Source organism: Streptococcus sp. Marseille-Q0941, from assembly GCF_943736975.1.
GTDB lineage: Bacteria > Bacillota > Bacilli > Lactobacillales > Streptococcaceae > Streptococcus.
The window spans coordinates 96747-112465 of record NZ_CALSFO010000002.1 but is presented as its reverse complement, the minus strand read 5'-3'; the positions used below and the strand labels follow the sequence as shown (position 1 = coordinate 112465).

Genomic DNA, 15719 nt, shown 5'->3' with positions numbered 1-15719 from the left:
GTACAAGACTTCTCATTTTTTCTTCAATTATTGCGATCATTTGCTTAATCAAGTTCTTACTTCTTTTACACCAACTCACTCAAATATTCATAACGTTCATATTTTTCAAGTAAGGCTTCATTCTTCTCATCTAGCTCTTTTTGAAGAGTCGCTAGTTTTCCAAAATCAGAGCCATTTGCCTGCATTTCTTCTTCAATAGCAGCGATTCGATTTTCCAGGTTTTCGATATCAACTTCAATACTTGCCCACTCCTGCTTTTCCTGGTAGGTCATGCGTTTCTTTTCTTCACGGACTTTGACCACTTTTTCCTTATCAGCCTTTTGACTTTGCGTTACTGCTTCTGCTTCAAAGACCTTTTCATCCAGATAGTCCGTGTAATGACCAAAGAAAGGACGAATGGTCCCATTCTCAAAAGCAAGAATCTTAGTCGCTACCTTATCAAGAAAATAACGGTCGTGACTAACAGTCAAAACTGGACCTGCAAATCCTTGCAAGAAATTCTCCAAGACTGTCAAAGTAGCAATGTCTAAATCATTTGTCGGTTCATCCAAGAGAAGCACATTGGGTTTTTCAAGGAGTAATTTGAGGAGGTAAAGACGCTTCTTCTCTCCACCTGACAGCTTCTCAATCAAGGTACCGTGCGTTGAACGAGGGAAGAGAAATTGTTCCAGTAACTCAGCAATTGATGTCGTAGAGCCACTACTAGTCTTCACCTCTTCTGCCACTTCCTGCAGGTAATTGATAACCCGCTTGCTTTCATCCAATCCTTCGATTTGTTGAGAGAAATAGGCGATACGAACCGTTTCGCCGATGATCACTTGTCCTTCAGTCGGTTCAAGACTTCCTGCAATGAGGTTAAGAAGGGTTGACTTTCCAACACCATTATCCCCAACGATTCCGATACGGTCTTTGGCTTGCACCAAGAGGTTAAAATCTTGTAAAATCGGCTTGTTCTCATAGGCAAAGGAAACATCCTTAAACTCGATGACCTTTTTACCGATACGGCTAGTTTCAAAATTCATGGTCAAATCTGTCTCAACACTAGTATCTGAAACTTCCTTTTTCAAGTCGTGGAAACGATTGATACGAGCCTGTTGCTTGGTTGCACGAGCTTGCGGTTGTCGGCTCATCCAGGCCAATTCCTGCTTATAAAGTTGTTCCTTTTTGTGAAGAAGAGCTGCATCGCGCTCATCCTGTTCGGCTTTGAGGCGAACATAATCTTGATAGTTCCCTTGATATTCTGTTAATTCACCTCTATCTAATTCAAAAATTCGTGTAGAAAGAGCATCTAAGAAATAGCGGTCGTGGGTGATAAAAAGAACCGTTTTCTTGGAATTTTTCAAGAAAAGGGTCAGCCACTCGATGGTCGCAATGTCCAGATGGTTGGTCGGCTCATCCAGTAACAAGAGGTCGTGGTTTCCTAGGAGAACTTGTGCCAACTGAACCCGTCTTCTCAGACCACCTGACAATTCACCAACTGGAGTCGACAAATCCTGAATACCCAACTTGCTGAGAACGGTCTTAACCTGACTCTCAATTTCCCATGCTTGTAGAGAATCCATCTCAGCCATGACCCGTTCCAAACGAGCCTGCTTGCCTTCGCTATAGTTGAGCATGATCAACTCATATTCACGAATGAGCTGGATTTCCTTGAGGTCACTGGATAGAACCGTATCCAAAACCGTCTTACTATCATCGAACTCTGGATCCTGAGTCAGGTAGCCAATCTTGTAATCACTCTTTGCTGAAAAAGGACTAACATCGCCATCAAATCCTGAAACTCCCGAAAGAACATCCAAAAGAGTAGTCTTTCCTGTACCGTTGACACCGATAAGACCGATTCTGTCCAAGTCATGAATGATAAAGGAAATATCCTTAAAGACGGTCTTGTCACCAACAGATTTGCTTAGTTTTTCAACAATAAAATCACTCATTTTTTCTCCCTTAGGTAATCATGGATGGCTTGACGGTCATTTTCCAACTCTCCATCGACAATAGCATACTCAATTTCCTCTAAAGCATCTCCCAATTCAGGACCTGGCTGGTAACCATATTCCTTGATTAAAATGCCTCCGTTAATCTGGATTTCTTTCTTATCATGAATGGTCAAACTCTGGTAAGTTTCTGTAATGGCTTGTGGATTGACTTCCTTCCCTTGAGCTTTGCGAAGATTTTCAGCTTGTAGAAGGGAATCCAAGTCAAATCGGTAACAATCACGCTTGCTCAGTTCCCTCTTTTCACGAACAGCTAAAATAGTCAGCAAATCCTGAACCTGCTTGGCAAATTGACGTGAGGTCTTCCAATCTTTCAAAAATGGCTGTGCATCCCTAATTTCCAACACCCACAAGAGAGCCGCCCAAGCTTGTTCAGAGGATTCAAAGGTGAAATTAGTCTCCAAATCAAACAGTCTGTTAAGCTTGTCCTGACTTCCTGCCATATCAGGGAGATAATCATAAGCTTGACTCTCAATCATGGAAGACAATCCTACACGCCAAAAGGGTGCCAGCAAGAGCTTATCAAACTCGACGAAGGTACGTTCCACAGAAATCTTCTCCAAGAGCGGAGTCAAGGATTTCATCGCTTCAAAGGTTGCTTGCTCAAGTTCAAAACCTAGACTGGCTTGGAAACGAAAGCCACGCATGATGCGTAGAGCATCTTCGTTGAAACGCTCACTGGCAACTCCGACTGCTCGCAAAACTTGATTTTCTAAATCTTTGAGCCCGTCAAATAAATCAACGATTTCCCCTGTCTCATCCAAAGCAAAGGCATTGACTGTAAAATCACGGCGTTTGAGGTCTTCTTCCAACGAACGCACAAAAGAAACTGCGCTTGGTCTTCGATAGTCTACATAGACATCTTCTGTCCTAAAAGTGGTGACCTCGTACTCCTCATCTCCATCTAAAACTAAGACAGTTCCATGTTCAATGCCGATATCGGCTGTACGGGGAAAAATCTGCTTAGTCTCTTCAGGATAAGATGAAGTCGCAATATCCACGTCATGGATAGGACGATTGAGTAGGGCATCCCTTACAGATCCGCCTACAAAATAAGCTTCAAATCCTGCTTCTTTAATTTTTTCTAATACTGGTAAAGCCTTCTGAAATTCAGAAGGCATTTTTGTTAATCTCATAATAAGTGTTCTAATCCATAGACAAGCTCATGACGCTTGACAACTTCTTTGATTCCCAAATTCACTCCTGTCATGAAAGAGCTACGATCATAGGAGTCATGACGCAGGGTCAATCCTTCTCCCTGATTTCCAAAAATGACTTCCTGATGGGCTACCAATCCTGGTAAACGAACCGAATGGATACGCATGCCATCAAAGTTGGCACCACGTGCACCAGCAATGAGTTCTTCCTCATCACTAGCACCTTGTTGAATAGACTTGCGAACTTGTGCCATCAACTCAGCTGTTTTAATAGCTGTTCCACTTGGAGCATCTTTTTTCTTGTCATGGTGAAGCTCAATAATCTCCACATTTGGAAAGTATTTAGCTGCTTGTGCCGCAAATTGCATGAGTAAGACAGCACCCAAAGCAAAGTTAGGAGCAATCAAGCCACCCAAGTTTTTAGAACGTGAAAAATCTTTTAATTCTTCGATTTCCTGACTGGTAAAGCCTGTTGTTCCAACTACTGGAGCAAAGCCATTTTCAAGAGCAAAACGTGTATTTTCATAGGCAACAGCTGGTGTTGTAAAGTCCACCCAAACATCTGCCTCAAAACCTGCCAAGTCATTCTTATCATTGAATACTGGAATCCCCTGCCATTCCGATGCAGACTCAAAAGGATCCAAAACGGCTACTAGTTCCAGTTCAGAATCAGAGAAAACCATCTGACAAGCAGCTTGGCCCATTCTCCCTTTAAAACCTGCGATAATCACTCGAATACTCATCTCTACTCCTAATCAAGATACAAAGGACGTTAGCTGCCCATGAAAAATAGGGAATGGCGCTGACTTTCCACGAAAGGCAAGACAGGCATCTTTTTTCAAGAGGCAGGTAGTCCGTGTTCAATTTCTAAGATACAAAGCCTGTAAGAACAATCTAGACGATTGGTGTATAACCCAAAGCAATACTTCCTTCACCAAGGTGAGTTCCAATAACACTACCGAAGGTTGCAATTGAAATATCTGTAGCTACACCACCATCTATCAAAAGCTGGCGCAAATCTGCTGCTTTTTGAGGGGCGTTCCCATGAATCACTACAATTCGGTAGTTCCCGTTACTTGTTGTTTCTTTGACAATTTCAACCAGGCGTTTTGTTGCTTTCTTCTCTGTACGAACCTTCTCACAAACTTCGATAACACCTTGGTCATTGAAATATAAGATTGGTTTAATACTAAGAAGGTTTCCTAAAACAGCTGCACCATTTGATAAACGACCACCTTTTACCAGATGGTCGAGGTCATCTACCATGATAAAGGCAGAAGTATTTTCAATTTGTTCAGTTACCTTCTCTAAGATAGACTCGAAGTCATCTCCCTGCTCAACCCACTGAAAAACACTTTCCACCATAAAACCTAGTGGAGCACTTGTAATACGAGTGTCAGGAAAAGCAATCCTTAATCCTTCGAACTCATCCGTCATATACTGGATATTCTGGTGAAATCCTGAGATTCCAGAAGAAAGGAAGAGCCCCAAAACATGAGTATAACCTTTTTCTTGCAAGGATGACAATATTTCATCTAACTTAGCAATACTTGGCTGACTGGTTTTCGGTAGTTCAGATGAACGAGCCATTTTTTCATAAAATTCTTGAGCGGTTAGATTTACACCTTCAACATACTCCTGTCCATCGATATTCACAGGAATGTCTAGCACAAATAAATCTTCTTTCCGCAAGGTTTCCGCTTGTAGAAAAGCAGATGAGTCTGTTATGACCGCTAATTTCATTTTTAAAACTCCAAATTAATTCCTGGTAAATCTAGGGCGATTTCCGTCACTTCGTAAGTCAAACGGTTTAGCATATCCAAAGAAGGACGAGCAAGTGTCTCAACTTCTTCTTGACTAAAATCGCTTGGTTGATCTACGATACGACCTTCAACGTGGTTGACTTGAGAGATGGTTCCACTGATAACAAATTTATCAAAGACAATCATAAAGCTCAAAACAACTACGAGAGAAGTCACCTGATTTTCTTGGTCGTGTTGAAGTAGTTGGAAGTTCACATCAACCTTTGTTTCAGGAATTCCGTTCTCATTTTCCCATTCAAAGTTACGTGCATCAAAGTGATACTGACTAACAAATTCTTGTTCGCGTTTTAAATTCATCATATTCTCCATGGTTACAATTTACTTTGACATTGTAACATATTTTCTTATTTTCTGCTAACTTTCCTAAATACCAATCTCTGCTTTCACAACTTCAGCAATAGTGTCAACATAATAGTCTACTTCTTCAGTTGTTGGTGCTTCAGCCATGACACGCAAGAGTGGTTCTGTTCCACTTGGGCGAACGAGAATACGACCGTTACCTGCCATCTCTTCTTCCATCTTATCAATAATCGCCTTGATAGCTGGTACTTCCATAGCTTTTTCCTTCATGGCATTCTCTACACGAATATTAACTAGCTTTTGAGGATAGATAGTCACTTCTAATGCTAATTCTGATAAACTCTTACCTGTTTCTTGCATGATCTTCGTCAATTGAACTGCTGACAACTGACCATCACCAGTTGTGTTATAGTCCATCAAGATAACATGACCAGACTGTTCACCACCGAGATTGTAACCTGACTTTCTCATTTCTTCAACTACATAGCGGTCTCCAACAGCAGTGACTGCTTTATTGATTCCTTCACGGTCCAAGGCTTTATGGAAACCAAGGTTGGACATAACTGTTGTCACAATCGTATTTTGAGCCAATTGACCTTTCTCAGAAAGGTATTTCCCGATGATATACATAATCTTGTCACCATCAACAATTTCACCATTTTCATCCACAGCAATCAAACGGTCGCTATCACCATCAAAGGCCAAACCAATGGCAGATTGACTTTCTTTAACAAGTTCTTGCAAGGCTTCTGGATGAGTGGAACCAACGTTCAAGTTGATGTTGAGTCCATCTGGAGTTTCTCCGATAACCGTTAATTGAGCACCCATGTCTGCAAAAATTTGTCGAGCACTTGTTGAAGCAGCGCCATTTGCAGTATCCAAGGCTACCTTCATCCCTTCAAGAGCTGTTCCAGTTGAAACAAGATAAGCTTCATACTTGCGCAAACCTTCTGGATAATCAACTACAGTACCTAGACCTTCAGCACTTGGACGTGGAAGAGTATCTTCACTCGCATCAAGCAAGGCTTCGATTTCTGCTTCCTTGTCATCGTCAAGTTTAAAGCCGTCACCACCAAAGAATTTAATTCCGTTATCAAGAGCTGGGTTGTGACTAGCTGAAATCATGACACCTGCACTTGCTCCCTCAGTTTTAACCAAGTATGCTACTGCTGGTGTTGCAAGAACACCAAGCTTATATACGTGAATTCCAACTGAAAGGAGACCCGCAATGAGAGCTGCTTCAAGCATTTCCCCTGAAATACGTGTATCACGTCCTACGAAAACCTTAGGCGCTTCAGTCGCATGTTGACTGAGGACATATCCTCCGAAACGACCCAATTTAAAGGCCATTTCTGGCGTTAATTCTACGTTTGCTTCCCCACGGACTCCGTCCGTTCCAAAATATTTACCCATTTTAACATTCCTTTTCTAGTATATTTTTTTAAGATTCTGACTTCGTCTCTGCTGATGTCGTTGAAGAGTTTTCAGTAGACGAAGTATTACTTGTTGTAGTTGTGCCACTTGTTGTTCTAACCGTTTTAGTTGAGACTTTCATAGTCGTTTCAAAAGGTGTGATAACTGTCGGTAAGACAGATCCATTTTTATCAACAGCTTGTAAGGGAACTGATCCAGAGTAGTTTCCTGTAATCTGTTCACTCGTTGGTAAAACTGCTACAATTCTATCAATCTTAGACAAAGTATCTGCGTCGCTGGTCACTGATACTTTTTCATCAGAAACAGTAACACGTTCGATGATAATACGCTCATCAATTTGACTAGAATCGATTTGAGGAACCACTGGTACATTATTTTTAGTGACTTTCTTACCAATCTTGACTGTGATTTTTTGTGGTGTTGCGACAGCTGTCAAACCACTTGGAAGATTTTCAATGTTCAAGGGAACTTCAATCGTTCCTTCTGTAGCTTGCGTCAAATCAGCAGTCACTTTAAATTTACGAGTGCTCTCTTGCATCTCACTAGCCAAGGTGACTCGATTTGAACCCGTCAAAAATACCGTAACTTCTGAGCTAAAACCACTAATGAAATATTGGTCACTATCATACTGAATATCAATCGGGACATTAACTACCGTATTGGTATAGGTTTCAGTTCGAGTTTGTCTAGCATTCGTATTGTTTTGATAATTGATTGATGTTGCGTAGATAAATAAAACGCAAGCAAAGAGGAGTGAGGAGATGATATATAAACTATTTTTTTTCATTCTTCCAGCCCCCTAATATACGTTCTGTTAAGCTTGGCTCTTGTGAATTTTCCGGAATTAGTATACGGCGTAGCTCTTCTTCAAACTCCTCCATCGTTAAATCATGTTTAAAGACACCATTATAGGTAATGGAAATACCTCCAGTTTCCTCTGATACAACAAAAGTGAGAGCATCCGAAACCTCAGATAAACCAATGGCTGCACGATGTCGCGTTCCAAATTCCTTAGAAATACCAGTGTTTTCAGTTAGCGGAAGATAAGCAGAAGTTACCGCTATCCGATCACCTTTTATAATGACTGCTCCATCATGTAAAGGGGTGTTGGGGATGAAGATATTGATTAAGAGTTCTGCCGAAATTTTAGCGTCTAAAGTAATCCCTGTGGAAATATATTCCTGCAAGGTTCTGACACGCTGAACAGAGACAAGTGCTCCAATTTTACGTGGACTCATATATTCTACCGCTTTAACAAAGAACTGAATCATCTGTTCTTCTGAACTCATTGGTGTACTTGAAAAGAAGTCCGTAGCTCGACCTAATCGTTCCAAGCCTGTCCGAATTTCTGGAGAGAAAATGACAACCGCTGCAATAACCCCGTAGGTAATCAATTGATTGATCAACCAGGAAATAGTTGTCAGGCCCAAGGTATTAGCTGCTATCTGAGCTAAGATAAAAACTAGAACGCCTCGAACCAGGATCATAATCTTGGTTCCTGCAATTGATTTTGTAAATTGGTATAAGATATAGGCAACGATAAGAATATCAATCACATTTATCAGAATACTCCAAGGACTGGAAAATAAACTAGACCAGTATTGAAGATTAGATAATTGCTGAAAATTCATTCTAGGTCTCCTCTCCATAAAAAAGCTACTCTTCATTATATCATTTTATATGAAAATTTTCTTCCCCCTACTTCATTTTAAATTAGTAGAAAATATGATAGAATAAGAAAATAGAAATTATTAAGGAGAAACCATGTCTGAACTATACGATATCACCATTGTAGGAGGTGGTCCTGTCGGTCTTTTCGCAGCCTTTTATGCTCACCTTCGCCAAGCCAAAGTACAAATCATCGATTCTCTTCCTCAACTAGGTGGTCAACCTGCTATCCTTTATCCTGAAAAACAAATTCTCGATGTTCCAGGTTTTCCAAACCTTACAGGGGAAGAATTGACTAACCGCCTTTTGGAACAACTTGAAGGGTTTGAGACGCCTGTTTACCTCAATGAAACTGTTCTTGAGATTGAAAAAGAGGACGGTGTTTTTAATATTACAACGAATAAGGGAAATCATACTTCTAAAACCGTCATTATTGCTATGGGTGGCGGAGCCTTTAAACCTCGTCCACTAGAATTAGAAGGCGTGGAAGGCTATGACAATATCCACTACCACGTTTCTAATATTCAACAATATGCTGGTAAGAAGATAACCATCCTCGGTGGTGGTGACTCAGCTGTGGACTGGGCACTAGCTTTTGAAAAGATTGCTCCAACTACACTTGTTCACCGCCGAGATAACTTCCGTGCTCTTGAGCATAGTGTACAAGCCTTGCAAGAGTCTTCTGTGACTATCAAAACACCATTTGTTCCAAGTCAGCTTCTTGGAGATGGTCAAACTCTTGACAAACTGGAAATCACAAAAGTCAAATCCGATGAGACCGAAAGCCTTGAACTGGAGCACCTCTTTGTCAACTATGGCTTCAAATCATCAGTTGGTAATCTTAAAAATTGGGGATTAGAACTGAATCGTCATAAGATTATCGTCAATAGCAAGCAAGAATCAAGCCAGGCTGGAATTTACGCTATCGGTGACTGCTGCTACTACGAAGGTAAGATTGACTTAATTGCAACTGGCCTTGGTGAAGCTCCAACTGCTGTCAACAATGCCATTAACTACATTGACCCTCAGCAAAAAGTACAACCAAAACACTCGACAAGTCTATAAGAAAAAAACCACGAATCCTAGGGTTCGTGGTTCTTTTAATGGAATTATATTATTCTCAACGTGTAAATCCTCTAGAAATATTATAAAGGCTACTTTGATTGTAGAAAAAAAGACTGAATTAAGACAAAAGCCCCAACATTAAGTTGAGGCTAATCATTATAGGTGGACGGATTTCAACCGTCGTCTTGATAATAGCACAAGCTTCAATAGCTAGATACTACTAAACTCAGTGTACCCTCGCTAAATCCATCTTCTTTCAAAGGTGCTATACCATGTTTTCACTCGTAAACTACTACCCTACTTATCTATTTCTATTGTACCAAGAATTAAGAGTTTTTACAACTATTTTCATATCCCTAGAATTCAAAGCATGAGTACACCCTTCTTTATCAAATTCATACCCGTAAGCACATATAGAAGCTTAAAATCCGCTTATCTTATGCGCTCTATTCATAATTCATCTGCAATTTTGTTGATCTTTCTCAGTCGATGATTGACACCACTTTTGGTGAGAGGGGTTGTCAAACTGTCTGCCAATTGCTGGATAGAATAATCAGGATGTTGGATACGCAAATGCGCTACTTCTTGCAAATCTGCTGGAAGATTATCCAAACCAATTCTATCTTTGATTTTACTGATGTTGTTGATGGTTTTCATGCTTGCTGAAACCGTCCGAGCAATATTAGCTGTCTCTGCATTATTGGCACGGTTGAGGTCATTACGAGTTTCTCGGAGTATCTTGATACCTTCAAAAGTATCTCGTGCCTGCATGGCTCCGACTAAAATTAGGAAATCCATAATATCTTCTGCTCGCTGAAGATAGGTCACCGCACCTTTTTTTCGTTCGATAACCTTGGCATCTAGCAAAAACTGCTGCAAAAGTGAAGCAAGCCCTTGAGCGTGGTCTACATAAACCGAACTAATTTCTAACTGATACTTGCCTGACTCGGGATCTCTGACACTTCCATTTGCTAAGAATGCACCACAGAGATAGGCACGACCTGCTTCCTCATCTCCTAAAATATCTGGATCAATCCCTGTTTCCAAGCCAAAGAAAGAATCTGCTAAACGTAAATCCGCTAAGAGTTCTTGAACACGCTCATCTGTGAAAACGGTATAGACACGATTTTTTCGAAGATTGCTTCTCTGGTGGTGACGAATCTCAGACTTGATGCCATAAAAGTGTAAGAAAGATTCATAGAGATGACGGGCCAACTTAGCATTTTCTGTAATGACGGACAAGGTCAAACCAGAGCTCGATAAACCAATACTACCCGACATCTTGATAATAGCTGATAATTCATGGCGACTGAGGTGGTGCTGACTTAAAATTTCTTCTTTTACTGCTACTGTAAAACTCATTTTCTCACCTGTATGATGCGCATGAGCTCATCTACGATTAGGTCACCATCGTGAAAGGCTCCCCCATTTTTCAAGCGTAGAAAGTTGGATGAAATGACACGTGGGACTTGCTTACGCAAACCTTCAAAATCATGCTCAACCTGCACCAAATATTCATCAAAACGGTTGGTATCCATATAGTCCCTCGGAACTTTTTCGATATTCACAAGGACAGTATCGATAAATGGACGACCCAAATGACGATGCAAGACTTCTACGTGATCACTATCTGAGAAATGCTCGGTCTCTCCGCGCTGAGTCATAATGTTACAGACATAGGCAATTTCAGCCTTAGTTTCCAGAAGTGCCTGACCAATTTCTTCAATAACGATATTAGGCAAAATCGAAGTAAAGAGGGAACCTGGCCCCAAAACAATCATATCACTATCAAGAATCGTATTGACGACTCGGCGACTTGCCTGTGGCTTTTTATCATCCAGAGTGTTGGTAACATAGACATAGTCAATCATTCCTGGATGATCTGCGATGTGACTTTCCCCAGCTACTTCTGATCCATCTTTGAAGACCGCATGGAGTGTCAAAGGATGGTCACTTGATGGAAAAATCTTGCCTGTCGTATGGAAAAACTTACTCAGTAATTGCATGGCATTGTAGGTTGAACCCTGCATTTCAGAAAGTCCTGCTATGATAATGTTCCCTAATGGATGACCGGCAAAAGCACCTGCATCCTCAGAAAAACGGTATTGGAAGACTTTCTCGTAGAATTTTGGCATATCTGACATAGCCACAAGGACATTACGCAAATCACCTGGTGGTGTTAACTGTTGAATGTTTTTACGAAGTTCACCTGAAGAACCACCATCATCCGCAACGGTTACAATAGCTGCGATATCCACATCCTTTTCGCGTAGACTATTTAAAATAACAGGGATTCCGGTTCCTCCACCAATCACCGTAATTTTTGGTTTTCTCATGAACGGTTTACCGTTTCCTTTCTTCGATCTTTATCACGATGACTTTCATTTACAAGCCAATTTTTAGATAAATCGTTTGCTAATCGTTTGGCAAAAGCAACGCTTCGGTGCTGGCCACCTGTACAACCCACTGCAATGGTTAAAACAGACTTACCTTCTTTTTTGTAGCCTGGTAGAATTGGTTCAATCAAGGCTAACAAATGACGATAAAAATCTTCAGATTCCTTATGATTCATGACGTAGTCATAAACTGCCTGGTCTTCACCTGTTTGGTTACGAAGTTCTGGAAGATAGTAAGGGTTTGGCAAGAAACGCACATCAAATACTAAATCGGCATCAATTGGAATTCCGTATTTAAATCCAAAGGACATAACCTCAATACGGAAAGATTGCGTTTGTTCTTGGTCCGAAAATTGCTCTGCAATGGTCTTACGGAGTTCACGAGGGGTTAACTCTGTCGTGTCTACCACGTTTTGACTCATGTTTTTCAAAGGAGCCAAGAGTTCTCGTTCCAACTTGATTCCATCTAAGATACGACCATCTGCTGCAAGAGGGTGACTTCTTCTTGTTTCCTTATAACGTGCAACTAATTCCTTATCGGCAGCATCTAAAAAGAGAATCTTAAAGTCTAAACCTTCTTGATTTTCTATCTCATCAAGAACCAACTGAATCTCTGAAAAGAAAGAACGACTTCTCATATCCACGACCAAAGCTAACTTGTGGTCATCATCCTTGGTCTCCACCAACTGTAAAAACTTAGGCAAGAGAGCAGGTGGCATATTATCAATGGTAAAATATCCTAAATCTTCAAAGGATTGAATGGCTACAGTTTTCCCTGCACCACTCATCCCTGTTACAATCACTAGGTGAAGTTGTTTTTTTGTCATCATAGTCTCCTTATATCAAAAGAAGTTTGGAAGAACCAAACTTCAACTAGCTTATCCAATCTCTGCGATGACTTCAATTTCGACTTTTACATCGCGAGGAAGACGAGCTACTTCCACAGCTGAACGAGCTGGAAATTCCTTATTAAAGGCTGTTTGGTAAACCTCATTAAAAGGTACAAAATCGTTCATATCGTTCAAGAAGCAAGTTGTTTTCACCACATGGTCAAAATCTGTTCCCGCTTCTGCCAAAATAGCTCCTATATTTTTCAAGACTTGTTCTGTTTGTTCTTGGATAGTTTCTCCTACGATTTCTCCAGTTTCAGGAGATAGAGGAACTTGACCGCTAGCAAACAAAAGGTTACCAACGATTTTACCTTGAACGTACGGTCCGATTGCCTTTGGAGCTTTATCTGTATGAATTGTTTTTGCCATTTGTATTCCTCACAATTTTTCTAAAATAGCATCCCAAGCTTGGTCCATTCCTGCTTTTGTCACGGATGAAAAGAGGATAAAATCATCACTTGGATCAAAGTTTAATTTCTTTTTAATAGCTGATTCGTGCTTGTTCCATTTCCCACGCGGAATCTTGTCTGCCTTGGTCGCTACAACGATGACAGGGATTTCGTAATATTTAAGAAATTCATACATCTGTACATCATCTGCTGACGGATCATGACGAAGGTCAACGAGACTAACAACTGCTCGAAGATTTTCTCGAGTAGTTAAGTATTCCTCAATCATGCGTCCCCATTTTTCGCGTTCTTTTTTGGAAACACGGGCATAACCATAACCAGGCACATCCACAAACCGCATCTTATCATCAATATTAAAGAAATTCAGTAGTTGTGTTTTTCCTGGTTTTCCAGAGGTACGAGCTAGATTTTTTCGATTGAGCATAGTATTGATAAAACTAGATTTACCAACATTTGAGCGACCTGCAAGAGCAATCTCAGGAAGTTCATCCTGCGGATAGTGGGACTTGTTAGCTGCACTCAGCAAAATCTCAGCATTGTGTGTATTGATTTCCATGGTCACCTCTAGGCTGTCTCTAGGATTGGCTTAGCTGTTCCATTGACTGCTTCTTTTGTGATACGAACTGTCTTCACATTATCTTGACTTGGAACTTCAAACATAACATCTAGCATGGTTTCTTCGATGATTGAGCGAAGACCGCGAGCACCCGTTTTCCGTTCGATTGCTTTGTTGGCAATTTCTTGAAGGGCTTCATCGTCAAATTCAAGCTCTACATCATCATATGAAAGCAAGGTCTGGTATTGTTTCACCAAGGCATTTCTTGGCTCTTTCAAAATACGAACCAAATCGTCCACGGTCAACTGCTCTAGAGCTGCAAAGACAGGCAAGCGTCCAATCAACTCAGGAATAATTCCGAATTTTTGAATATCTTCTGCGATGATCTCTTGCATGTAAGAGCTATTTTCATCAATAGCCTTGTTATTTTGTCCAAAACCGATAACTTTTTCACCCAAACGCTGTTTGACAATTTCCTCGATTCCATCAAAGGCACCACCCACGATGAAGAGGATATTCTTGGTATCCACTTGAATCATTTCTTGTTGCGGATGTTTACGTCCACCTTGAGGAGGTACACTAGCTACAGTTCCTTCGATAATTTTGAGGAGGGCTTGTTGCACACCTTCTCCAGAAACATCACGTGTGATGGAAACATTCTCACTCTTCTTGGCAATCTTGTCAATCTCATCGACGTAGATAATCCCACGTTCTGCACGCTCAATGTTAAAGTCAGCTGCCTGCAAGAGTTTGAGGAGGATATTTTCAACGTCCTCACCCACATAGCCAGCCTCAGTAAGAGCCGTTGCATCAGCAATAGCAAATGGTACATTCAAACTTCTAGCAAGAGTCTGAGCAAGGAAAGTCTTCCCTGAGCCAGTTGGGCCAATCATTAGAATGTTTGATTTTTGCAAATCAACATCTTCATGATCTTCACGAGTGTCATGGAAATTGATGCGTTTGTAGTGGTTATATACAGCCACTGCCAAAGCACGTTTGGCACGATCTTGACCAATCACATAGTGGTTCAAGATATTTAGGAGTTCAATAGGTTTTGGTACTTCAGACAAGTCTGCCAAAACTTCCTCAGCCAACTCCTCACGAATAATTTCCTGGGCCAACTCCACACATTCATTACAGATAAAGGCATTGTTCCCAGCGATTATTTTTTTAACTTCTTCTTGGCTTTTGCCACAAAATGAGCAATAAACCATCATATCATTTTTCCTATTTGTAGGCATGATTCCCTTCCGTTCTAACTATTCTTTCTATCTAAAATAAGGTCATATAAAAAGCATGAATGCTATTTACCAAGTTTGTAAAGGCATTAAGCCAAAGCAGAGTAGCAAGTCCAAATCGCTTTTTACGAAAAGCGTGTGTTCCAGCTACAAGACAGACAGCACACAAAAGAGCTGTAAAAAATCCAAAAATACTGCGCTCCATTAGACTTCCTTTCTCTTTCTATATTCGATGGTAAAATCATAGGCATTTTTTTCATCTTTATTATAAGATTTACTTGTAACGTTCTCAAAAGCAGTCAAGTCAAATTCTTCTGGGAAATAGGTATCTCCTTCAACTTGAGCATGAATTTGTGTCACAATCATCTCATCCAGATAGGATTCAAAAAGCTGAAAAATCTGCTTGCCACCAATGATGTATAGATTTTTATCCTGATGATGATACCAGTCTAAAACATCCTCAACACTTTGGAAAACCAGAGCCCCATCGATTGTTTCCTCGGGATTACGCGTCAAAATCAGGGTTTCACGTCCTGGAAGTAAACGTCGTCCCATTCCATCAAAGGTGACACGCCCCATTAAGATAGCATGATTAAAGGTTGTTTCTTTAAAATGTTTTAACTCTGCTGGCAAATGCCAAGGTAAGCGATCTTCTTTTCCGATTACACCCTTTTCATCTTGAGCCCAAATGGCTACGATTTTCTTTGTCATGCTTCCATCCTTTTCATTGATAGTTCTATTTTATCAAAAATCTTCAAAAAAGACTGTTTTGGAATGCCCTCCTGAAT

At 40.6% G+C, this 15719-nt stretch carries 16 protein-coding genes; 1 reads left to right on the top strand and 15 read right to left on the bottom strand.

Features of this window, described 5'->3' with window-relative positions; translation table 11 throughout:
• Positions 1-65: 65 nt before the first annotated feature.
• The 8 genes from NGI26_RS01365 to cdaA all read right to left on the bottom strand — a co-directional run bounded on the left by NGI26_RS01365 (position 66) and on the right by cdaA (position 8339).
• Positions 66-1934, bottom strand: coding sequence for an ABC-F family ATP-binding cassette domain-containing protein (locus tag NGI26_RS01365; protein WP_251935079.1), 1869 nt, complete (start codon positions 1932-1934; stop codon positions 66-68).
• Positions 1931-3130: a CCA tRNA nucleotidyltransferase gene (locus tag NGI26_RS01360; protein WP_251935060.1), complete on the bottom strand. Its 1200-nt coding sequence runs from the start codon at positions 3128-3130 to the stop codon at positions 1931-1933. The genes NGI26_RS01365 and NGI26_RS01360 overlap by 4 nt, the downstream gene beginning before the upstream one ends.
• On the bottom strand, positions 3127-3894 hold the full coding sequence (gene dapB / locus NGI26_RS01355; RefSeq protein ID WP_251935056.1) for a 4-hydroxy-tetrahydrodipicolinate reductase: 768 nt from the start codon (positions 3892-3894) through the stop codon (positions 3127-3129). Before dapB ends, NGI26_RS01360 begins: the two co-directional genes overlap by 4 nt.
• 151 nt (positions 3895-4045) lie before the next feature.
• On the bottom strand, positions 4046-4894 hold the full coding sequence (locus NGI26_RS01350) for a DegV family protein (RefSeq protein WP_251935053.1): 849 nt from the start codon (positions 4892-4894) through the stop codon (positions 4046-4048).
• Positions 4895-4896: 2 nt separating this feature from the next.
• Complete coding sequence (locus tag NGI26_RS01345) at positions 4897-5271, bottom strand: DUF1149 family protein (protein WP_004252208.1); 375 nt, start codon at positions 5269-5271, stop codon at positions 4897-4899.
• 66 nt (positions 5272-5337) lie between these two features.
• Positions 5338-6687: a phosphoglucosamine mutase gene (glmM, locus tag NGI26_RS01340; RefSeq protein ID WP_251935049.1), complete on the bottom strand. Its 1350-nt coding sequence runs from the start codon at positions 6685-6687 to the stop codon at positions 5338-5340.
• 28 nt (positions 6688-6715) lie between these two features.
• On the bottom strand, positions 6716-7495 hold the full coding sequence (locus tag NGI26_RS01335) for a CdaR family protein (RefSeq protein ID WP_251935046.1): 780 nt from the start codon (positions 7493-7495) through the stop codon (positions 6716-6718).
• The gene (gene cdaA, locus NGI26_RS01330) at positions 7482-8339 is read right to left on the bottom strand and encodes a diadenylate cyclase CdaA (RefSeq protein WP_251935042.1); all 858 of its coding nucleotides are present in this window, start codon (positions 8337-8339) and stop codon (positions 7482-7484) included. The genes NGI26_RS01335 and cdaA overlap by 14 nt, the downstream gene beginning before the upstream one ends.
• Before the next feature lie 133 nt (positions 8340-8472).
• On the opposite strand from cdaA, the gene NGI26_RS01325 reads away from it, so the two are divergent.
• The gene (locus tag NGI26_RS01325; protein ID WP_251935040.1) at positions 8473-9441 is read left to right on the top strand and encodes an NAD(P)/FAD-dependent oxidoreductase; all 969 of its coding nucleotides are present in this window, start codon (positions 8473-8475) and stop codon (positions 9439-9441) included.
• A 450-nt stretch (positions 9442-9891) separates the two neighbouring features.
• Here the strand turns inward: NGI26_RS01325 and whiA are convergent, their stop codons facing one another.
• The 7 genes from whiA to NGI26_RS01290 form a co-directional block, all read right to left on the bottom strand.
• Positions 9892-10803, bottom strand: coding sequence for a DNA-binding protein WhiA (whiA, locus tag NGI26_RS01320; protein ID WP_251935037.1), 912 nt, complete (start codon positions 10801-10803; stop codon positions 9892-9894).
• On the bottom strand, positions 10800-11777 hold the full coding sequence (locus tag NGI26_RS01315) for a YvcK family protein (RefSeq protein ID WP_251935034.1): 978 nt from the start codon (positions 11775-11777) through the stop codon (positions 10800-10802). The genes whiA and NGI26_RS01315 overlap by 4 nt, the downstream gene beginning before the upstream one ends.
• Positions 11774-12664 (bottom strand): RNase adapter RapZ, encoded by an 891-nt coding sequence (gene rapZ, locus NGI26_RS01310; RefSeq protein WP_251935031.1) that lies wholly within the window; start codon positions 12662-12664, stop codon positions 11774-11776. The genes NGI26_RS01315 and rapZ overlap by 4 nt, the downstream gene beginning before the upstream one ends.
• A 51-nt stretch (positions 12665-12715) precedes the next feature.
• Positions 12716-13096 carry a RidA family protein gene (locus NGI26_RS01305; protein WP_251935028.1) on the bottom strand — a complete coding sequence of 127 codons (381 nt, stop codon included), beginning with the start codon at positions 13094-13096 and terminating at the stop codon, positions 12716-12718.
• Between the two features lie 9 nt (positions 13097-13105).
• On the bottom strand, positions 13106-13693 hold the full coding sequence (gene yihA, locus NGI26_RS01300) for a ribosome biogenesis GTP-binding protein YihA/YsxC (protein WP_251935025.1): 588 nt from the start codon (positions 13691-13693) through the stop codon (positions 13106-13108).
• Positions 13694-13701: 8 nt separating this feature from the next.
• On the bottom strand, positions 13702-14934 hold the full coding sequence (clpX, locus tag NGI26_RS01295) for an ATP-dependent Clp protease ATP-binding subunit ClpX (protein WP_251935012.1): 1233 nt from the start codon (positions 14932-14934) through the stop codon (positions 13702-13704).
• A gap of 201 nt (positions 14935-15135) precedes the next feature.
• On the bottom strand, positions 15136-15642 hold the full coding sequence (locus NGI26_RS01290) for a dihydrofolate reductase (protein ID WP_251935009.1): 507 nt from the start codon (positions 15640-15642) through the stop codon (positions 15136-15138).
• Positions 15643-15719 lie beyond the last annotated feature (77 nt).